We start from the raw sequence: 21,690 nt of genomic DNA, 5'->3' as shown, positions 1-21,690 counted from the left end.
AAGGAAGCTTTAGGAGGACTTGCCCGATATGACGCTTATTAAAGAACTGAATTCGCAAGACGAGTTTGTCGGCTTCTATTTGCTGAAGGAGCTGGAGGTCAAGCAGACGAACGGCTCGCCCCCCAAGGATTATTTTGATATTGTGCTTTGCGACTCCAGCGGCCAAATGCCGGCCAAGTACTGGGATGTCACCGGCACGGACAAGGAAACCTTCTTCCCGATGGGGCTGGTCAAGGTGCAGGGCACCGTTCTGACGTACCGGGAGAGGCTGCAGATCAAGATCTCGCGCATCCGCAAAACAGAGCCTGATGACGGCGTGAATATCACCGATTTTATCCGTTCGGCGCCGATCCGGCCGATTGATCTGGTTTATACCATCAAGCAGGCTATGGAGAGCATCGGGGATCCGGAGATCAAAACCATTGTCGCCTTCTGTATTGCCAAAGTGGAAGAGAAACTGATGCATTATCCGGCGGCCAAGACGCATCATCACGCCTATTTCGCCGGACTTGCCTATCATATGGTTCGAATGCTCGAATTAGGAGAGTTTATCTGCAAGCAGCGCCCGTTCCTGAATCCCGATCTGCTGCTCGCCGGCATCATTCTGCATGATATCGCCAAGCCCGAGGAGATGATTGCGCAGCTTGGGATCGTCTCCGATTACAGCGTACGGGGAAAGCTGATGGGCCATATCTCGATGGCATCCAGCTGGATTACGGAAGCGGCTATCCTGAAGGGAATTGCGCTCGACTCCGACCGCGTTCTGGCTCTCCAGCATCTGGTCCTGTCCCATCACAATCTGGGAGAGTGGGGGAGTCCCGTTCAGCCCCAGACGGCAGAGGCGGTTGCGCTCCATCATATCGACGCTCTGGATGCCAAGCTGCAGATGGTTGAGGATGCGCTCGATACGACGCCGGAGACGGAGCCATGGACGCCGATGATCAGAGGGCTGGAGAATAAAGCCGTCTATCGGACGAACATTCCGCGTGCTGTGCTGGAATCCTGATATTTCTTGTCTAAAGGTGAAACAAGTCCGGTGCTTCCGGTCAGGTTTCACCTTTTTTTTTGACCTTATAGCAGCGAAGAAAACTTGATCTGTCGTCAAAGGACAGGCATAAACCGTTTTTCTTGACCTGTTTTTCAACTGGCGGGTGGCGAAATCAGGCATAAAGGGTAATGTTTTGTAAAACCGCCATTTCGTGTGCTGTCGAATTTTGGGTGGGTCTGAAACAAATGCAGCTGTATATGCGTAATAGACTATAGTCAGATTTTACAAGTTTACTTGAGAGATTGTGAGATTGATAGACGGTTTTGCTGTTTCGATTACCATGGTTTTTGCGAATGCGTTGGAAGGGAGGTCTGCCGTGTGGGCGTTGTGAAATGGGGCTTGTCGCTATGCTGTGCCGTTCTGCTTGCATGCGCTGTCTCGAATGTTGCGTATGCCGGCTTTATGGAGAATGTGAAAGGGATTTTTCAGCTGCCGGATGAGGTGGATGAGCTGCGCGAGCAGTATGACAGCACGAAGACGCAGCTCGATGAGGTTACGAAGCAGTCGCAGGAAACCATCGAGCAGTACCGCCAGGCGGAGGAACGGCTGCATGAGGAGAATGTGAAGCTGATTGAGCAGAACGAGAATCTCGCCAAACGCAATGACGAGCTCTCGCAGGCCGTTATTTCCCTTCAGGCTTTGGAAGAAGCGCGGACCGCCAAATCCAGACGCATATGGCTCTTTATTTATTCCGGTATCGGCTTGCTGGCGCTCTACTTCCTCTCCGGCAGATTGCTGCGGCTGCTGCTGCGAAGCAGACAAGCTTAAGAGGGGGCGCGGATGGAAATCATATCTCGTATGGGGGGCGCGGCTGCCAGCCAGCAATCAGCGGTCGAACTGCAGCTCCGCGAAGGGGATGCGGTTCATGTGCTTCACCCCCAGCAGATTGCGGCGTTTCAGGGCCTCTCGCGTCAGCGTGAAGACAAGTTTATGAATATGCAGGGGATTTACCGGAAGAAGAAGCTCATCAAATCAAAGCTGTCCGGGCCGTCCAGCCTTATTCTCGGCCTGCCCGGCGGTTATATGCTGCACTGCATGGAGCTTGACGGCGACAGCAGCTTGCTGTTTGATTTTCGCCATCTGCTGTTTTATACGGAAGGCATCGAGATGAAGAGCGTGCTGCAGAGCTTCAAGAATGTCGTGGCCACCAAAGATATTATGCGCATGAAGTTTCAAGGCCATGGCGCAATCGGACTTATTTCCTGCGGTCCCGTGATCGAGATGGAGCTGGATCCGGTTACGCCTTCTTTTATCGACAGCCGCGCATTGATCGCTTTTCCAAGCCATGTCGGGATCGATCTGAGCGTGTACGGCAACCATCTGGCCAGCCAGCATATGAGCTACCAGTGGAAAATGACCGGAACCGGCAAGGTTCTGCTGCAGGTCGGCTGGCCGGATGCGGGCCTGGAGCAGTTCATCGGCCAGGATAGTCTGGTCAAGCGGCTGCTGCGGGAAATTGTTCCGTTCGGCGGCATTTGGTTCAAGTAATTGGGAGGATCCGAAGCTGATGGATGATTGCACCTTCAGCTCGCTTTACATAAGGAGGGAACGGCTATGGATATTCTGACCAAAGCGATCATTCTTGCCGCACAGGGGCATGACGGCCAAACGGACAAGGGCGGTGAGCCTTATATTCTGCACCCGCTTCGGGTAATGCAGGCGGCAAAGGGGGAGGATGAGCGGATCGTGGCTGTGCTGCATGATCTGGTCGAGGATACCGGTTATACGCTCGCTCATCTTGCCGGGGAGGGCTTCCCGGACGAGATCGTTCAGGCTGTGGATTGTTTGACCAAAAGAGATGGCGAAGCCTATGATGCCTTTATCGATCGGATACGGGCGAATCCGTTGGCTTCGAGAGTCAAGATCCTGGATATTAGCGATAACATGGATCTGGGCCGGATTGCTTCCCCGACGCAGGAGGATCACGATCGGCTGGACAAATACCGCCGCGCGCTTGTTGCGCTGAATCAGAGTGAATAGAATATCCTCATAAAACGCCAAAAAACTGTTGCTGAGTAACAACAGTCGGGATCTGGTGTGCTTTATCATGCCTGGAGCCGTTGATTATTCTTGTTCTTGCTTGCCAGCATCATCGCTGGAGGATTCGGCGGAAGGCGGGTTGGTCTCGCCGGCTGCAGCTGCGGGTGCGGGTTTCTGCTTCTGAGGCTGCTGACTTTCAACCACTGTATCAAAATAGGCCTCAAGCTCGGCAGCCTTACGCGGATCGGTCAAGGTTACCTTGTCTTTCAGAAAATGCTCGACGATCAGCTCCCACTGGGGAACCACCCGCTGCGCTTGCATGGTGCGGACCGCGTTCTTGACCATACGCCGTTCCTTGGCATTGGAATAGACATCCTTGAAGTGCTGGGCTTGTGAGAAGTCCAGCCTTGGGGCAACCGCCCTGAATACCTCCGCGGTCATACGGGCATCATCAAGGGCGCGGTGCGCCGAGCCTTCGGGGGTAATGCCCAGCTGTGCCAGCGCGGCTTCGACGCTGACATCGTTGGTGAGCTTCTGATCTCTCAGGAAACCCTTCAGCAGATCGAAGGCCAGCGCCTTCATCCAGTAGGAATCATCCAGCTTGTGCATGCGCGTATCGTATATAATCCGTTTCAAATCCTCGCCGCCCCAGGTAAGGAGCATATACATTTCGCTGCGGTCCAGCCAGCGGATAAAGTCGGCAATTACCGTCCGGAAGCCTGAGGCCGCATCGATATCTTCTTGGGGAATGCCGGTCTTTCCCTTGATAAAGCTGTTCAGCTTGGAGAAGTAGACGGGTTTGATCAGCGCAGAAAATTCATCCACCTGCCGGTAATCCGCAGTAAGCCGCACCGCGCCGATTTCAATTACCTCCATCGGCTTGTCGCTGGCGAATTTCCGCCCGTTGAATTCAATATCCAAAATAATGTAGTCCGTAATGCTCGCCTCCGATTTTATTGAGCGCATAATCCCTTGACAGCTTGTGTTTTTCGCTTCTCAAGGAACTTATGCGTGCTTACTCCACAATAGCATGTTTGGATGCCTCCGTCGAGAATCGGGCGGGAAGGCAAAAAGAAAAACGGGCGGCAAGCGCCCGTTTCGGTAGTGGCTGATCCATCAGCAGATGAATCGGCTATTACATTTATGATGAGTGAAATTATGGCATTCGTTGAAATGGGTCATACCCCGGAATAAGCCATGAAGCCGCCATCGACAGGAATGGTTGTCCCGGTAATAAAGCCGGACATGCTCTCATCCGTCAGCCAGAGCAGCGTGCCGAGCAGATCCTCGGGCTTGCCGAAGCGGCGCATCGGCGTATGGGAGATGATTTTGTGGGAGCGGGGAGTCAATGAACCGTCCTCATTCGTGAGCAGCTTCTCATTCTGCTTGGTCAGGAAGAAGCCGGGAGCGATCGCATTCACGCGGATGCCGGATTCCGCCAGATGGACCGCCAGCCACTCGGTAAAGTTGTTGATCGCCGCTTTGGCGGCGCTGTAGGCGGGAACCTTGGTCATCGGCGAGAATGCGCTCATGGATGAGATATTGATAACCGTCGCACCCTGCTTGCCAAGCATCTGGCGGGCGAAGGCTTGTGTCGGAATGAGGCTGCCGATAAAATTCAGATCAAGCACGCTGCGGAAACCCGTTACGCTCAAGTCAAAGAAAGAAGTCACGCCGGGTGCGTCCACGTCCTCGGGATTAAACAGCTCGTTCGTCGTGATGGCTGCCGGCTGGTTGCCGCCTGCGCCGTTGATCAGAATATCGCAGGAGCCCAACTGCTGCTGTACAGCCTCGGCGGCCTGGCGGACGCTGTCGCTGTCGGTCACATCGCAGGAGAGAGCGATCGCTTCCCCTCCGGCGGCCGCAATCTCCGCGGCAACGGCTTCTCCGCTTGACAGCGTCCGGTTCAGCACGGCGACCCGCGCTCCCTGACGGCCCAGCTCAAGCGCCAGAACCCGGCATAATACGCCGGCTCCGCCTGTAACGACGACGACTTTTCCCTGCAGGGAGGGGTGAATAGGTAATTGGTTCATGAGTAGATCTCCTTTTCCTGTTTTTGGCTGGAAGCGCTCTTGACGTATGCGTCCCATAAGCCCCATAGATACATGATGCCGAGCGCGCGGTCGTACAGACCGTAACCGGGTCTGCATTGCTCGTCCCAGAGGTGCCGGCCGTGATCCGGACGGCAGTAGCCCTCATAATTATTTTCGTGATAGGCCTGCACCACACCTGCAATATCTACGGTCCCATCCTGGGTGCGGTGCGAGGTTTCGATGAAATCGCCGTTCTCGAATACGCGCACGTTGCGGATATGGGCGAACGGAATACGGTCGGCAAATTCGTGGATCATGGCGATGATATCATTGTCCGGATTGGCCCCAAGCGAACCGCTGCACAGCGTCAAGCCATTATAGTAGCTGTCGTGCAGCTTAAGGTAGCGGCGCAGATTGTCCCGGCTTGTAATAATGCGCGGCAGTCCAAAGATAGGCCACGGCGGATCATCCGGGTGAATGGCCATCCGGATGTTATGCTCGGCGGCGAAAGGTATGATTTCGTCCAGGAAGTACTTGGCGTTATCCCACAGGTTCTCCTCCGTTACGTCCCTGTAGGCTTCGAACAATCCTGTCAAATACTGCAGCCGCTCTGGCTCCCAGCCCGGCATGGTAAAGGCCGAATTCTCATTGATCCGCTTGACCAGCTCGAAGGGGTTGATGTTGTCGATCTTGCTTTTCTCATAGAACAGCGCCGTAGAGCCGTCAGCCGTCTGCTTGTGCAGATCGGTGCGCAGCCAATCAAATATCGGCATGAAGTTGTAGCAAATCACCTCAACGCCGACCTGTGCCAGCCTGGCGATGGTTTTCTTATAATTCGCGATATACATATCGCGGCTTGGCAGTCCGAGCTTGATATCCTCGTGAATATTAACGCTCTCCACGACCTTGATATGCAGACCGGCCGCATCGGCTGCCTCCTTGACCTTCATAATGCCTTCCATGGGCCATTCTTCACCTGCAGGGACGTCATGCAGCGCCCATACAATGCCCTCTGTCCCCGGAATTTGCTTGATATAATGGAGCGGGACGGTATCATTGCCTTCGCCGAACCAGCGGAATACCATTTTCATCGTGCAGATTAGCCTCCGTTCATTTGAAATAGGATGGAAATTTCTCTTTCAGCAGCGCCTGATCGGCAATTGTGAGACTCAAGTGATCCTTCATGATCCTCTCGGCCCGGTCGGCATCATGCTCCTGGATGGCCTCTACCATATGCAGATGCTGCTCGTAGAGGTGATCCCAGTGATGGTCGGCAGCCAAACGCAGCATGCGGCTGCGGTTCAAATGGATGTTGATTTGCTGGATAACCGCCCAGGTGTTGCTTTTCCTGCAGCCTTCGAAGATGGTTCGGTGAAAGGCCTCGTCAAGCTCGAACATGGTGCGGTAATCCTGCTTGTCGATACAGGCCTGCTGCTTGGTAAGATTCTTTTGCAGCGCCTTCAGCTGTTCATCCGGAAAGCTGTCCGAGCAGGCCAGCCGGATGACGGCGCGCTCCAGCTGCTCGCGCATAAACCGCGCTTCCTCTACAAGCTCAAGATCGATCAGCGAGACGAAGGTGCCGCGCTGCGGGAGAATCTCCAGCAGTCCCTCCTGGGCCAGACGCACGAAGCTTTCACGAATCGGCGTCCGGCTGACATTGAATTTAAGGGAAATTTCCTTCTCCGAAATACCGGTGCCGGGAACAAGCTCCAGCATCATAATTTGCTCCCTCAGCGCATGGCTTACGGCATCGCGGGTGGAGGTAGTTTGAGGCTTCATCGTAAAAGTCATGGGTTCACCTCCCTGGATTGTAAGTTAATGCTTCCATACTACCATACAAGTATGGTAGTATGGAAGCGGATTCTTTAATGCGGATATTAACTTTAGGAGGTCTACGATGTCATTTATTCATGAGGATTGGCTGCTTCAGAGCAACAGCGCAAAGACGCTGTACCACGATTATGCAAAGGATATGCCGATTTATGATTTTCACAGTCATTTGAGCCCGAATGAAATCGCTGTCAATAAGAAATACCGCAATATGGCCGAGATCTGGCTCGGAGGCGATCATTACAAGTGGAGAGCGCTCCGCTGGCTGGGCGTGGAGGAACGCCTCATTACCGGAGATGCTCCAGACGAGGACAAATTCATGGTTTGGGCCCGTTCGGTGCCGGATACTGTCGGCAATCCGCTTTATCACTGGACGCATCTGGAGCTCAGCCGTTATTTCGGCATAGACGAGCTGCTGACGGGCGATAATGCGCGCGATATCTGGAACCGGTGCAATGAGCGTCTGCAGGATGAGGATATGCGGGCAAACGGGATCCTGAAGCGGTTCGATGTCAGAGTCGTCTGCACCACCGATGATCCCATCGACGAGCTGGCGGATCATCAGCAGATCCGCAGTGATAGCGCGATTGAAACGGCTGTTGCGCCAACCTTCCGTCCTGACCGTATTCTGAATGTCGGGGACAGCGGATTTGCGGATTACGTGAACCGGCTGAGCGTGATTACACAGCTTCCGATTACGCAGTATGACCAATTCCTTGAAGCGGTCGCTTCAAGGGTCGATTATTTTCACAGTCATGGCTGCCGCATGTCGGATCATGGCTTCGAGATGCTTCCGTTTACACTGCCTGACGAGCGGGAAGCGGCGGCGATCTTCCAGCGGGCTCTGCAGGGCGAGGCGGTATCGCAGGAGGAAGTCATCCAATACCAGACCTATACGCTTGTACAGCTTGGCCGGTTGTATAACCAGCATGGCTGGACGATGCAGCTTCATATCGGAGCGATACGCAATAATAATGCCAGAATGTTCGCGCAGCTTGGCAAGGACACCGGCTACGATTCGATACTGGATTTTCAGCTGGCAAGGTCGCTTAACGGGTTTCTGGGTAAGCTTGATAGCAGCGGCGAGCTGCCGCAAACGATTGTCTATACGCTGTATTCCGCGCAGTACGAAGCGATTGCTTCCGCTATCGGCAACTTTCAGTCGCCCGGCGTAAGGGGCAAAATCCAGCTCGGCTCAGGCTGGTGGTATCATGACCAGAAGGACGGCATGCTGCAGCAGATGAAGGTGCTTTCGAATGTCGGTCTGATCAGTACTTTCGTGGGCATGCTGACCGACTCCAGAAGCTTCCTGTCGTTCACGAGACATGAATATTTCCGCAGGGTGCTGTGCAACCTGCTTGGCACATGGATCGAAGACGGCGAGCTGCCGCGCGATTATGCTTTTATCGGGAAGCTGGTCCAGGGTATCTGCTTCAATAATGCCGATAGATATATCCGCATCCAATAAGACTTTCATTCAACCGGCCTTGAGGCATCACATATGCCAGGGGCCGGTTTTGTTGACCTTATAGCATGTATAAGTTTCACGTATGTACATATGTCTATAAGGTCTAAGGGAAGAAACGAACTGCGCCGCCACAAGGGCGGCGACAGCCGTTTCTTCTTGAATTTAAGAGAGTATAACATTCCTCCATACCTTGATTATATTTCTGTGGGAAGAAACGTGCTGTACCGTCATAAGGATCAGCGATAACCGCTTCTTCTTATCTGGACTGTAAGCGCAATAATTGGGATAATAGGTTGAAGATTGAGAAGGTACTACCTGGAGGTGCGAGAGATGACAGTTGAACAATTGCCCGCAACCATGAGGGCGGCTGTGATGACGCAGCCCGGCGTCATTATAATGGAGGAACGCCCCGTACCGCAGCCGGGACCGGATGAAGTACTGATCAAGGTTATGGCGGTCGGGGTCTGCGGCTCGGACGTCCATTATTATGAACACGGGAGAATCGGCCGCTACGTCGTGGAGAAGCCGATGATATTGGGCCATGAATGCGCCGGAATTATAGCGGCTGTCGGCTCGGCCGTCACCCGTGTCAGCGAAGGAGACCGGGTAGCGATAGAGCCTGGAATCACCTGCGGCCGCTGCTCCGCCTGCAAGGAAGGGCGGTATAATCTGTGCCCTGATGTGCAGTTTCTGGCGACGCCTCCGGTGGACGGGGCATTCGTGCAGTACATGGCCATGCGCGAGGATATGGTGTTCGCGATCCCGGATCATCTGTCGTTCGAGGAAGCGGCGCTCAACGAGCCGTTCTCCGTCGGTATTCATGCAGCCAAGCGCTGCAATCTGCAGCCTGGCTCGACCGTGGCCATTATGGGCATGGGGCCGGTGGGGCTGATGGCGGTCGCTGCCGCCAAATCCTTCGGAGCGGGCCGCATCATCGTGACGGATCTGGAGAATGTCCGTCTGGATGCCGCGCTGCGTCTCGGCGCAACGCATGCCATCAATGTCCGCGAGGAAGATCCGCTGGCGAAGATCAAGGAGCTGACAGGCGGAATCGGCGTTGATGCGGCCTGGGAGACGGCGGGCAGTCCAAGAGCGCTGCAATCCGCGCTCCATTCCATCCGCCGCGGCGGCAAGCTGGTTGTCGTCGGTCTGCCTGCACAGGATGAAATTCCCCTCAATGTGCCGCTTATTGCCGATAATGAGATCGATATTTACGGCGTGTTCCGCTATGCGAATACATACCCGATGGGGATCGGGTTTCTCGCATCCGGCATGATCGACGCCAAATCGCTTATTACGGACCGCTATCCGCTTGCAGAGGCGCGGGATGCGTTGGAGCGTGCGATTCATAACAAGAGCGGCAGCTTGAAGGTTATGGTTTATCCCAACGAGTAATAGCCAATAGGACAGATTCGGAAAAAACGTCAGGATGAGCATCCTGGCGTTTTTTGTGCGCTATATAGCGTTTATAAGTTTGACCTTTACAAAAAGGTCTGAGGGAAGAAACCTGCTGCGCCGCCGGATGGCGATAACCGCTGCTTCTTGAAATACCCGGGAGCATAAAATATATCTTACCTTTTTTTGATATTTTGAGAAAGAAGCTAATGCTGCCGCCGGATGATGATAACAACTCATTCCTATTCTTGCCTGCCCGTTATTATTCTATCAACTTCATCTTTCATGTATTTTTACAAAACCTTAAAAAAAGAAGGGCGGCTGCGTTAACAAAAGACTACTACAATAAATGGGATTATTAAATATAAATGGGGAGTGATAGTCTTTTGAAACAAAGAGGAAAGAAATTACTTTCGCTACTGCTAGCAGCCGAAATGCTTGCCGGTTCCGTATTCGCTGGCGGCGCTGCCATGGCTGCAGAGGGCCCAATAGCAGGGACGCCTTATACTGCAACAGGTACTTATGATGTTACTGTGCCTCACGTCATTATCAATCAAATTTATGGCGGCGGACGTGAATTGGATGACGAAATCGTGGTTTCCAATGGTTTTGTCGAGCTTTATAATCCGACAAATATCGAAGTGTCCCTGAATGGCTGGTCGCTGCAGTATGCCGATAATGGAATTTCTGGCACCACCGATAAAAGCGACACGGCTGGCGGCGTAACAGGCGATTGGGAAGTGCTTAATCTTACGGGTGCGATTCCGGCACATTCTTCTTATTTGATTCAAGCCAAGAACACAGGCTCTGCTGAGGCGAAGCTTGATATTACCGATAAACAAGATTTGATATTTGACCGTTTTCTTAACAATAAAGGCATGAAGGTTGCTCTGATGAGCGATAATACTCCGCTTACTGCCAAGAATCCTTTTGAAGCAAAGCCCTCCGGTTATGTGGATATGGTAGGAACCGGAAGCAACGATTCCAACAGCCAGATTGATGGCTATGAAACGGAGCATCCAAGCGGAGATGCGGAAGGAACGTCCAAGAAAATTGCCCTCCGCCGGATTAACTTTACCGACTCGGATCACAACAACATCGATTTCGAGCAGGTTAATTATGATAAAGTTAATGAAGCAACCATCACGGCCAAAGGCCCGCGCAGCAGCGCCGATAATGCCTGGGGCATATCACCGCTCGTATTCACGGCGTTATCGCTTCCGGAAGCAAATGCCGGTTCGCCGTATACAGCGTATTCCGTAACGACAGCTGTATATGGAGGCACGATCCCTTATCATTACGCTGCGGACGGATTGCCTTCCGGCCTTAGCATCAACCCTTCGAATGGCAGCATTACGGGTACGCCTGGCGAAGCGGGTACAGCTTCGGTAACGATCAAGGTAACTGACAGCGCAGAATCGCCGGTTACCATCGAGAAAGAACTCCCGCTTATGGTTAATGCGGCTCCGGCTCCTGCAATTGAGGACAAGCTGAGTGTTGAGAAAATCGGCGAATACCAAGTCGGAGAATCGAATGAAGACGGCGGCGTAGCCGAGATTGTGAAATATAATAAAGACAACGGCAAAATGTATGTCGTCAACGGCTCCAGTACGCCGCCAAGCCTGGATATTGTGGCCCTTACGAACGATGAGGAACTGACGAAAGAGAAATCGGTGCTCGTCAAGAACCTCTCGGAAGTAGATGGGTTCGAATATGGCGACTTGACCAGTGTAGATGTCAACACGGCGACCAAGCGTGTGGCGGTAGCGATTCAGGAAGCTGATTCCATGAAGCCGGGCAAGATTCTTGTGCTTGATTATGACGGGAATTTGCTGACCAGCTACCCGGCGGGCGTACAGCCGGATATGGTGAAGTATACAACCAACGGTAAATACCTGATGACGGCGGATGAAGCCGAACCCCGCAATGCACCTGACGATCCGAATGGCAGTGTGACAATCGTCGACACAACGACGGGCGTATCGACACAAGTTGCATTCGACAAACCTGATGTCATTGACGACAATGTGCACATTCGGGGCGAATCCGGCCCAGGCGGCCTGATCACCGGCAGCGGAACAAAAGAAGATGCAATCTTCGATCTGGAGCCGGAATATATCGCACTTTCGGCGGACGAGACCAAAGCCTATGTCTCCTTGCAGGAAGGCAACGCCATTGCAACGATAGACATCGCCGGCAAATCGGTTGATTCCATCAAAGGCCTGGGACTTAAGGATCTTAATGATCCCAAGAACGCTCTGGATTTGGTGGAGGATGGCGAGATCAACCTGGAGAACGTGCCTTTCTCGGGCATGTATATGCCTGACGGCATTGCCACCTACAGTGCGAACGGCAAGCAATACCTGTTCACAGCGAATGAAGGGGATGCGACAGAATGGCCTGTCGACGCTGATGAGCTGACCAGAACAAATGCAACGAAAATTGAGGATATCAAAGACAGGCTGAATCCTGGCTCAGCCGCAGCTAAATTCCTCGATGGAGAAGATAAATACGATGACGTTGAAGTCGTCAGCGACATGGGCAATGACGGTGTTTATTTGTATGGCGGACGTTCGTTCTCCATCTGGGATACAACTAACATGACGCAAGTCTTTGACAGCGGCAGCGATTTCGAGAAAATCACCGGACAGCGCGTTCCGGATAATTTCAATGCAAGCAACAGCAAGACCGATATGGATGACAGAAGCCCTAAAAAAGGTCCTGAACCGGAGTATGTGTCTGTTGGCCAAGTGGGCAGCAAAGCCTTCGCCTTCGTGGGACTTGAGCGCGTCGGCGGCATCATGACCTACGATGTGACGGACCCTACGAAGCCTGCTTTCGCCAATTACATCAATACGCGCGACTTCTCCAAGGGGATCGAAACGGATGCCGGTCCTGAAGGTCTGGAATTCATTCCGGCTACGGAAAGCCCTACAGATCTTCCGCTTCTGCTGGTCGCGAATGAAGTAGGCGGAACGGTGGCTGTTCTTCAATTGAACGTGACCAAAGTGACGCTGGACAAGTCCGAGCTTGCATTGGCGCCGGGCGGAGAAGGCGCACAGTTGACTGCTGCTGTAACGCCAGTGGGCGATAGCGCACCAACGGTAACCTGGACCTCCTCTAATTCAAGCATTGCCGAAGTAGATGCGAACGGATTTGTAAAACCGGGCTCCAAAGAAGGCACGGTCGTCATTACCGCGCTTAGCGCTGACGGTTACGGCGTTGCCGAAGCGACAGTGACGGTGAGCGACGGTTACTGGAACCTGACCGTTATGCATACGAACGATACGCATGCACATCTGGCGGACGTTGCCAGACGCGCAACGCTTGTGAACCAGGTGCGCAGTGAAGGCGGCGACAGCCTGCTGTTCGACGCGGGCGATGTATTCTCCGGCGATCTGTATTTCACCAAATGGTTTGGTCAAGCGGATCTGTCCTTCATGAATTACATGGGCTATGACGCCATGACCTTCGGCAATCATGAATTTGATGCCGGCACAGATACTCTGAAGGATTTCGTGAGCAAAGCCAATTTCCCGCTGCTCACATCGAATATTGATTTCAGCAAGGATGCCAACATCAGTCCGCTGCTCAAAGCGCCGGCAACGATTGACGCCAGCGCAAAGAAATCAACGGATAACGCAGGCGTTTATCCTTATATCATTCTGAATGTTAGCGGTCATAAGGTCGGCGTATTCGGCTTAACTACCGAGGACACCAAGGAAACCTCAAGTCCCGGCAAGGATGTTGCGTTCAACGATGCAACCAAGTCTGCCAGGGATACGGTTGACGCTCTTAAAGAGCAAGGCATTGATGTTATCTTCGCCTTGTCCCATCTGGGCTACAACCGCGACAGAGATCTGGCTCAGGCTGTCGAGGGCATCGATCTGATCGTTGGCGGACATACCCATACGCTGCTGGATAAACCAGTTGTCGTACAAGGTGATCATGCGGCGCCAACGGTTATCGTACAGGCGAACGAGTGGGGCAAATTCCTCGGACGTGTCGATCTGGCTTTTGATGAACAGGGTGTAGTCATGACGGGTGAAAATCTGCTTAAAGGCGGTCTGTTGACAGTTGACGCAACCGTAACGGAGGACGAGGCTGCCAAAAACATGCTCGCTCCTTACAATGCGGATCTTGAAGAGCTGAAGAAGCAGGTTATCGGCAAGACGACGGTCGTTCTGAACGGCGAACGCAATGATGTCCGCGCGAAGGAAACCAATCTGGGGAACTTCATTGCAGACGGCATGCTGGCCCGGGCGAAAGAACTCAAAAATGCCGATGTGGCCATCATGAACGGCGGCGGTATCCGTACGTCAATCAAACTCGGCGATATTACGATGGGCGATTTGCGTACGGTTATGCCTTTCGGCAACACCTTGTATGTGCTTGATGTAACGGGTCAAGAACTGAAGGACGGGCTGGAGAATGGAGTCAGCGGCGCGAAGCTTGGCGATCTGCCGGGCAAATTCCCGCAGGTGGCAGGCATGCGCTTCAAATGGGATCCGAACCAGGCCGCAGGAAGCAAGGTTTTTGATTTGCAAATCAAGACAGAATCGGGCTACACCGCGGTTGATCTGACGAAAACGTACCGTTTGGCAACGAACAGCTTTGTCGCTCTTGGAGGAGACGGATATGCATCCTTCGCCAAAGCGATTGAAGAAGGCGCGTATCATGAGGATCTGGGCTATCCGGATTATGAAATCTTCATCCAATATATGGATTTGCTTGGCGGCACCATCTCCCCTGTGGTCGATGGCCGTATTACGGAGCAGGCGAAGCCGACAGACGGAAACGGAGGTTATTATCCTCCAACGACACCTCCTGTAACGGAAGAGCCGGATCAAGAGCCGGCTGCAGGAACGACTGAATTGCCTAAAGCTGCCCTGCAGGTGACCAAAGGAACGAATGAAGCAGGTCAAGCGCTCAATCAGGTAACAGTTAAGGCAGAGGATCTGCAAGCTGCCCTTACGGCTGCATTCACGGCAGCAGGAACAGGCAAGCAGGCGGAGCTGGTCATCAACATGCAGGATCTGAGCGGAGCAACGGAAATTACGCTGCCTGCGGAAGCGCTGAATGTTGGGGCCGACAAAGCCGGTCAAATGACGATCAGAATTGAGACAGGAGCAGCAGCCTATAACCTGCCGCTGAATGTTCTTAAACTGTCCGAAGCCGGCGCGCTCGGCAATGTGAGCGTCCGCGTATCCATTGCACCGTTAAGCGATGCTGCCCTTGCCGCGCTGATCAGTAAAGCAAATTCCATGGGAGCGCAGCTGGTCAACAGCACTTCGCTGGAATTCGAGGTTGTACTGGTTACGGGCAATGAAGAAGAAGAGCGGAACGATTTTGGCACCACCTATGTATCCCGCATCATTTATCTGCCGGCCTCAACGGATTTGAACGGCGGAACGGCTGTTATGGTTGACCCGGTTAGCGGCGAGCTCGTATTCGTTCCGAATGTCGGGACGACGCTGAACGGCAAACCGGCGGTTGAAATGAAGCGTCCGGGCAACAGCACCTATACCGTCATCAAATACAGCAAGAGCTTCGCTGATTTGAACGGACACTGGGCCAAGAATGAGATTGAGGACATGGCGTCCAAGCTGATTGTCAAAGGTATGGACGACACTCATTTTGCGCCAAACAACGCCATCACCAGAGCGGAATTCACTTCCCTGCTCGTTCGCAGCCTGGGGCTGACAATGGGCAAAGGCTCGGCTTCGTTCGAGGATGTTGCTTCGGATGCATGGTATGCAGGAGCGACAGAAGCGGCGGTTAAAGCCGGACTGGTCAATGGCATGGAGCCGGGCAAATTCGCGCCAACTGCGAATATTACCCGTGCAGAGATGGCCGTAATGATCGCCCGCGCAATGGAGATGGTCGATAAGGCCAATGCTGCAGGCAATGCGGCTTCGCTGAGCAAGTTCATCGATGGCGCCTCCATTCCGGATTGGGCGTCTGCACAAGCGGCGCTGCTCGCGGACAAAGGCATCATGCAAGGCGACACGAAAGGCGCTTTCGCTCCTGGAAACAAAGCAACCCGCGCTGAAGCGGCACTGATTTTGGAGCGGACGCTGAAAGAATTGAATTTCATCGACTAAGTGATTCCGGTCCGGCTGGTGCCGGGTGGGGAAAGCTTATAGGGTAATATGGGAAAAGGGATACTGCGGCTGTGCCGCGGTATCCCTTTTTTTAATCTGAGAAAGACGGGTTTCCCGCTTTCTCAATTACCACTGCTACCCGTCTCATCCAACCTTCAATTCCGGCATAAGCAACAACCTGTTCAGCAGCCGATGACCTTGCCGGCCGATCTCACATCAGCCTCTACACGGTGATCAATTAATTCTAATCATCCCCGAATCAGCGATTCCGCCCCGTCGATATAAATCTCCGTACCGCTGATATGGGACGACTCGTCCGAGGCCAGGAACAGCACCAGATCCCCACACTGCTCAATGCTCCCTGCGTGACCTTCCAGCGGCTGGCTGCCTTCAGGGAACTCCACCTCCATTTTGACATCATCCAGCGTAGGCGAGATATCGGTATTGTCGTTAATATTCGTATCGATAGCCCCCGGGCAGATTGCGTTGACGCGAATGCGGGATGGGCCAAGCTCAAGCGCTGTCATCTTCATCATGGCCACCTGGCCCGCTTTGCTGGAGCTGTAGGCGGTTGCGCCGGTGTTGGAGAAGATTCGGTTGCCATTGACGGAGCTGGTAATAATGATGCTGCCGCCGCCGTTTTTCTTCAGGTAGGGCACAGCGTATTTCAAGGTCAGAAAGGTGCCACGGAGATTGATCGAGAGAGTCTGATCCCAATCGTCCACGCTGAGCTCCTCCAGCGCCGCCCATTTGCCGTTAATGCCGGCATTGGCGAATACAATATCGATTTTGCCGAACTTCTCCGCCGCCTGCCGCATCCCTTTCTCCACCATCTCGGGTACGGAAACATCCGTCTCAAATACCTCTGCCCGGCCGCCCATCGATTCAATCTGTTTCTTGACTTTGTTGGCGTTCTCCGGAGTCCGGTCCAGCATGCAGACCACGGCGCCATGCTTGGCGAGCTTCAAGGCCGCACCTTTGCCGATACCGGAGCCACCGCCAGTAATAACAGCTACTTTTCCCTGCAAACGTTGTTCAATCGTCATGGGTACAGCTCTCCTTTGCTTCTTGCGGATTGATTTACTTTTGTTTACACATGGGGCAAATGCTTGAACCAGTCGGGGCGGTTCTTCACCAGCAATTTATAATCGGCGAGGCTCCTTCCCGGAAGGGAAATAACGAAAATTGTCGAATAAGAAGAGAAGTGATTTTTGCAGATATTTGCTGGAGAATAAACGCGAATTTGCTATAAGGCACAAAGGCCTACGCCTTCATGCACAGATAAGGAGATTGAAGACCACTATGCTCACAGATATGCTCGATGTCCAGCATTTGCTGCGCTCCCGCGGCATCCTGATCAGCTTTACCGGTAAATTGTCGCAGGCGCTTATTGTCGAATATGGAGAAGCGGTCAAGTCATATCTGGAGACGGAAAATCGCCCCAAAAATGAAGTGTTTAATATTTTCTCGCTATTCATCGAACAAACGCAAAACATCAACAATTATTGCGCGGTCAAGACGGAAAGCTCCAACTATGAGGAGATCGCCCACTCCAGCATCGTCACCATTGGCAAAACCGGCAGCGGAAGCTTCGTATGCTCTGGCAATTTGATCGAGAATGCGAACAGCGAAGCCCTTCAGACGTATCTGGATACGATTATATCCCTGGACAAAACAGGTCTTAAGACCCTATATAAAACCGTGCTGAAACAAGAGGTCCCCGAAGGCAGCAGAGGAGCGGGACTGGGTCTGATCGATATGGCCAGAAAAGCCTCCGCCCCTCTCGAATACTCGATTGTCAAACAGGACGAAGCCCTGTCCTTCTTTACTCTGAAGGCCATCGTATAGGAGTGTAATCATGGATAAATTAGCAATCGCAGGCACCAAAAGCACGCCGGAGGTTTTATTCGATCCGGTTACCGGCAAGCTCTCGCTGACAGGCCAATCCTACCCCGAGAATGCTTTCAAATTCTATGAACCGCTGCTGCACTGGCTGGACGAGTATCTGGTTGATATGCAATCCGATACCGTGTTATCCATTATGCTGCACTTGCCTTATATTAATACAAGCAGCACGAAGTGCTTCATGATGCTGCTGGAGAAGCTGGACGGAGCCTTCCTGTCAGGCAAAAGTATAAGTATTGAATGGCATTATAACGCCGATAACGAAAGCGAGCTGGAATGCGCGGAAGAGTTCCGGGAAGACTTGAGCCTTCCATTTCAGCTCATTGCAAAAGAAGACCGGGAGTGACGAATCAGGTGGAGAGTCCGACCAGGCAGCCTAAAGCTGCCAATTCCTTATCCGCTCCGGATTCAGGAGTGACCAGGGTTATGATTTTGGCCAGCGTGCTGATCGTCTTCTCCACTCTGCTAATCGGCACCTTCGGCTACGTGACGACGGAACGGGAGGCTGTCAAGAAGCTGAAAGGCAGCGATCTGCCGACACTGGCCCAGTCGATCTCGGCCAAGGTGGACTCCCGGATCGACAAAGCGCTGGAAACCTCCAGGCTGCTTGCCCATGATCCGGCTCTTCTGGAATGGCTGGAGGGAAAGGAGCAGGATCAGAAGCTGGGTTCTATGATTTTTGAGAAAACCGGTTACCTGAAGCAGCATCTGGATTACAGCACGACCTTCATTGTCAGCTCGCTGACCGGGCATTATTGGGATGAAGCAGGTAAGCTTCTGGAAACCGTTTCACAGGAGGACCCTTCGGACGACTGGTTTTTCGACGCGCTGGCATCCGGGCAGGAGGTCGCGGTCAACTTCGATTATAACAAGGCTCGGGGAGATACCTTCGCATTCGTCAATACACTGGCTGGTCCGGTCGATCATCCCGCAGGCGTCGTCGGCGTCGGCATGAATCTTCACGAGCTGTCCGCCGATTTCTCCTCCTATAAGGAAGACGACAGCACCATGCTGTGGCTTATTGACAGCAAAGGGATGATCTATCTCTCCGATCAATACAGCAATAACGGGAAGCATATCAGCGATGTGCTGGCGGATTCCGCCCAGCGCCAGGTGCTGTCCGATTACGGCCATGGCATCCGCACGATTGATTACAAGTCGCGGTCGGGAGAACGGATGGACCTCATCAGCTATCCGCTGCACTCCACCGATCTTCAGCTCCTGGTAGAGGTGAGACGCAGCCGGACGGTAGCTTTCCTGCAGACGATTCGATGGAATACGATACTAGCCGCGGCGATCTCTATTATTTCCATTGTTTTCTTCTTTTATTATGTCTCCCGCAAGCTGGCGAACCCCTTCAAGCGCGCCATTGCCATGAATATGGAGCTGGAAACGAAGGTGGAGGAGCGGACCCGGGAGCTGTCTCAGCGTAATTCGGAGATTATCGACAGCATTAGTTATGCCAAGCTGCTTCAGGAATCGGTGCTTCCCGATGAAGATCAGCTGCGGAAGCTGCTCACCGGGCATTTTGTCATATGGCGGCCAAGGGATGTGGTGGGAGGGGACTTCTACTGGAGCAAGCAGTCAGGCAGCAAAACTCTTGTCGCTGTTGGCGACTGTACAGGGCACGGAGTTCCCGGCGCTTTCATGACGCTGCTCGCGATCTCTGCGCTTGACCGCATCGCCGATGGGGGAGAAACCGATCCCGCAGCCATCCTTGGCCGGTTGAACGAGCTGCTGAAGCAGACTCTTCATCAGGAGGACCGGAGCGGAACGACCGACGATGGACTGGATATCGGGCTGTGTCTGATGGATGGGGAGAACCTCACTTTCGCCGGAGCTTCAAGCTCCCTGCATCGGGTCGGGGACGACGAGCTGCAGATATGGAAGGGCGACAAGCGCAGTATCGGATACCGCAGGACCCCGGCGGATTATGCATACACCAACCACCGGATACCGGCAGGTGAAGCCAGCTGCTACCTGACAACGGATGGCTTCTATGATCAGAACGGCGGCGACCATGATTATTCCTTTGGCAAGAAGCGTTTTGCCGAGATGCTGGTTCGTCACAGGAATCTGGCTGTCCCGGAGCGGAAAGCGGCGCTGGAGAGGGAATTGGAAGCCTATATGGGCGGTGAGAGGCAGCGGGACGATATAACCGTGCTGTCTTTTCAGACGGAGTGGCCGTCAAACAGTGGAGAAAGAGGCAGGGGAAACCAGTGAGTACAGAGGTAAAATACAATCCGGTGTACAACAGCGAGCTCGCGGTCATAACGGAAGGACATAGACAGCTGAACAAGCCAAACCAATCGATGGCCGAGCTGCGTGACGAGTACAGGACGCTGCTGAACCAGTATGAGCGGTTGTTCAAATCATCCCGGAAAATATCTGCGATCAGCGATGTGCAGGGCAATATGCTCAAGCAGCGGGAGAACGATATCCAGAACCTGCTCGATCATGCCAATCAGGGCTTTCTGACGGTTGGACCCAATCTGCGTGTGAACAAATCGTACAGCCGGGAATGCGTGAGGATCTTCGGCCGCAAAATAGGCGGCGCTGATATTACCGAGCTGCTGTGGGACAGTGATCCGGCTCTTCAAGCAGTGGTTCGGGAGCGGCTTATCCGCCTGTACGAGCTGCCTGCAGAGCAATCAATGAGCCAGATTATCGAGCTGCCGCCTCTGGTTGATGTAGGGGACAGGCGGATTGCGATTGAATATAAACGGATTAGCAGCACGGGCAGCGGATTGGCCGAGGATCGCCTGATCATGCTGATTATGACCGATGTGACCGCGCGGCTGGCGACCGAGGAGCGTATTCGATATCTCAGCTCGCATGATTCGCTCACCTCTCTCCATAATCGTTCCTATATGGAGCCGCTGCTGGACAAAATGCCGCGAAGCGACCAGTTTCCCGTCAGCGTCGTCGTGATCGATATGAACGGGCTTAAGCTTTCCAACGATGTGTTCGGGCACCGGGCGGGAGATAATCTGCTCGTTCGCGCCGCGGAGCTGCTCAAGCACGTGTTCGTCCGTCCTGCCGTTATCTCCCGTTGGGGTGGAGATGAATTCGTTGTTCTGCTGTATCAAACGGATGAGGCGGCTTGTGAAGCTTTTCGAATGAGTCTCGAAGCAGGGTGTATGTCATCGGAGGCCGATCCCATCAAGCTGAGCATGGCCGTCGGCTGCGCAACGATTTATCGGCAGGAAGATACCGTGAATGTCGCCTTGGTCACGGCCGAGAAGCTGATGTACAAGCATAAGCTGCTGGAGAGCAAGAAGGTGCGTTCCGAAATGCTGGACGGCGTCACGCAGGCGCTGCTTGCCAAAGGCATCGAGAATGAACGGAATATGGAGAAGCTGCATGAATGGACAGCCGGTTTCGCACGGCATCTGGGCATCGCGGAGGGTTCCCCGGATATGAGGCTGATTAAACTGCTGGTCCAGCTGCATGATGCCGGAAACCTGGCGCTTCCCTCCCCTATCCTGAGCAAGCCGGGTCCGCTGGATGCGGAGGAATGGGAAATCGTCAAGAGCCACAGCGAGATCGGCTACCGGATGGCGCAGTCCATCGGAGAATATGCCCTGGCGGATGCCATTCTGGGCATGCATGAGCATTGGGACGGATGCGGCTACCCCTATGGGCTTGCCGGCGAGAAGATCCCGTACTTTTCCCGAGTGCTGGCCATTGTTGACGCTTATGATGTGATGACGCATGATCAAGTATACAAGAAGTCCGTTTCCCATACGGAAGCGCTCCATAAGATCAGGGATGGCGCGGGCAAGCAGTTTGACCCTGAGCTTGTGGAGGCTTTTCTGCGGTTCATGGGTAGTGTGAGCGATGCGGGCGGAGGGACGTGAACTACAGAGAGCGGCAGAAGAAAAAGCTGGAGACGGCGGCCGACTTGCTGGAGTGAGTGGTGATACT

At 53.5% G+C, this 21,690-nt stretch carries 16 protein-coding genes; 11 read left to right on the top strand and 5 right to left on the bottom strand.

Annotated elements, in window-relative coordinates; genetic code table 11:
* Positions 1-28: 28 nt before the first annotated feature.
* From AC0YOB_RS36190 to AC0YOB_RS36175, 4 genes are all read left to right on the top strand, one after another.
* Positions 29-1,006, top strand: a complete 978-nt coding sequence (locus AC0YOB_RS36190; protein WP_475796923.1) for a 3'-5' exoribonuclease YhaM family protein — start codon at positions 29-31, stop codon at positions 1,004-1,006.
* 360 nt (positions 1,007-1,366) lie between these two features.
* Positions 1,367-1,816: an SH3 domain-containing protein gene (locus AC0YOB_RS36185; protein WP_475796922.1), complete on the top strand. Its 450-nt coding sequence runs from the start codon at positions 1,367-1,369 to the stop codon at positions 1,814-1,816.
* Between the two features lie 12 nt (positions 1,817-1,828).
* Complete coding sequence (locus AC0YOB_RS36180; RefSeq protein WP_379113482.1) at positions 1,829-2,536, top strand: AIM24 family protein; 708 nt, start codon at positions 1,829-1,831, stop codon at positions 2,534-2,536.
* Positions 2,537-2,602: 66 nt separating this feature from the next.
* Positions 2,603-3,028, top strand: a complete 426-nt coding sequence (locus AC0YOB_RS36175; protein ID WP_475796921.1) for a GTP pyrophosphokinase — start codon at positions 2,603-2,605, stop codon at positions 3,026-3,028.
* Between the two features lie 84 nt (positions 3,029-3,112).
* Here the strand turns inward: AC0YOB_RS36175 and AC0YOB_RS36170 are convergent, their stop codons facing one another.
* The 4 genes from AC0YOB_RS36170 to AC0YOB_RS36155 form a co-directional block, all read right to left on the bottom strand.
* Positions 3,113-3,994: a 3'-5' exonuclease gene (locus tag AC0YOB_RS36170; RefSeq protein ID WP_475796920.1), complete on the bottom strand. Its 882-nt coding sequence runs from the start codon at positions 3,992-3,994 to the stop codon at positions 3,113-3,115.
* Positions 3,995-4,206: 212 nt separating this feature from the next.
* The gene (locus tag AC0YOB_RS36165) at positions 4,207-5,061 is read right to left on the bottom strand and encodes an SDR family oxidoreductase (RefSeq protein WP_475770285.1); all 855 of its coding nucleotides are present in this window, start codon (positions 5,059-5,061) and stop codon (positions 4,207-4,209) included.
* Positions 5,058-6,152 (bottom strand): mannonate dehydratase, encoded by a 1,095-nt coding sequence (gene uxuA / locus AC0YOB_RS36160; protein WP_475796919.1) that lies wholly within the window; start codon positions 6,150-6,152, stop codon positions 5,058-5,060. The genes AC0YOB_RS36165 and uxuA overlap by 4 nt, the downstream gene beginning before the upstream one ends.
* A 19-nt stretch (positions 6,153-6,171) precedes the next feature.
* On the bottom strand, positions 6,172-6,852 hold the full coding sequence (locus AC0YOB_RS36155; protein WP_210038639.1) for a GntR family transcriptional regulator: 681 nt from the start codon (positions 6,850-6,852) through the stop codon (positions 6,172-6,174).
* 106 nt (positions 6,853-6,958) lie between these two features.
* Here AC0YOB_RS36155 and uxaC point away from each other — a divergent pair, with 106 nt between their 5' ends.
* The 3 genes from uxaC (at position 6,959) to AC0YOB_RS36140 (ending at position 15,858) form a co-directional block, all read left to right on the top strand.
* Positions 6,959-8,359, top strand: coding sequence for a glucuronate isomerase (gene uxaC, locus AC0YOB_RS36150; RefSeq protein ID WP_475796918.1), 1,401 nt, complete (start codon positions 6,959-6,961; stop codon positions 8,357-8,359).
* Positions 8,360-8,689: 330 nt separating this feature from the next.
* The gene (locus AC0YOB_RS36145; protein ID WP_475796917.1) at positions 8,690-9,754 is read left to right on the top strand and encodes an NAD(P)-dependent alcohol dehydrogenase; all 1,065 of its coding nucleotides are present in this window, start codon (positions 8,690-8,692) and stop codon (positions 9,752-9,754) included.
* A 386-nt stretch (positions 9,755-10,140) separates the two neighbouring features.
* A complete protein-coding gene (locus tag AC0YOB_RS36140) occupies positions 10,141-15,858 on the top strand; it encodes a choice-of-anchor I family protein (RefSeq protein WP_475796916.1) in 5,718 nt (1,905 codons plus the stop codon).
* Positions 15,859-16,106: 248 nt separating this feature from the next.
* On the opposite strand, the gene AC0YOB_RS36135 is transcribed toward AC0YOB_RS36140, so the two are convergent.
* Positions 16,107-16,904 (bottom strand): SDR family oxidoreductase, encoded by a 798-nt coding sequence (locus AC0YOB_RS36135; protein ID WP_210038642.1) that lies wholly within the window; start codon positions 16,902-16,904, stop codon positions 16,107-16,109.
* A 256-nt stretch (positions 16,905-17,160) separates the two neighbouring features.
* Between AC0YOB_RS36135 and AC0YOB_RS36130 the strand changes: the two genes are divergently transcribed.
* The 4 genes from AC0YOB_RS36130 to AC0YOB_RS36115 are packed head-to-tail and all read left to right on the top strand — an operon-like array spanning position 17,161 to position 21,623.
* Complete coding sequence (locus AC0YOB_RS36130; protein ID WP_475796915.1) at positions 17,161-17,706, top strand: SiaB family protein kinase; 546 nt, start codon at positions 17,161-17,163, stop codon at positions 17,704-17,706.
* Between the two features lie 10 nt (positions 17,707-17,716).
* Complete coding sequence (locus AC0YOB_RS36125) at positions 17,717-18,109, top strand: DUF1987 domain-containing protein (RefSeq protein WP_475796914.1); 393 nt, start codon at positions 17,717-17,719, stop codon at positions 18,107-18,109.
* Positions 18,106-19,986 (top strand): SpoIIE family protein phosphatase, encoded by a 1,881-nt coding sequence (locus tag AC0YOB_RS36120; protein ID WP_475796913.1) that lies wholly within the window; start codon positions 18,106-18,108, stop codon positions 19,984-19,986. The genes AC0YOB_RS36125 and AC0YOB_RS36120 overlap by 4 nt, the downstream gene beginning before the upstream one ends.
* The gene (locus AC0YOB_RS36115) at positions 19,983-21,623 is read left to right on the top strand and encodes a bifunctional diguanylate cyclase/phosphohydrolase (RefSeq protein WP_475796912.1); all 1,641 of its coding nucleotides are present in this window, start codon (positions 19,983-19,985) and stop codon (positions 21,621-21,623) included. The genes AC0YOB_RS36120 and AC0YOB_RS36115 overlap by 4 nt, the downstream gene beginning before the upstream one ends.
* Positions 21,624-21,690: the final 67 nt, after the last annotated feature.

It is taken from the genome of Paenibacillus sp. JT31N17 (assembly GCF_056269255.1).
This window is presented reverse-complemented; position numbering and strand designations above follow the sequence as displayed.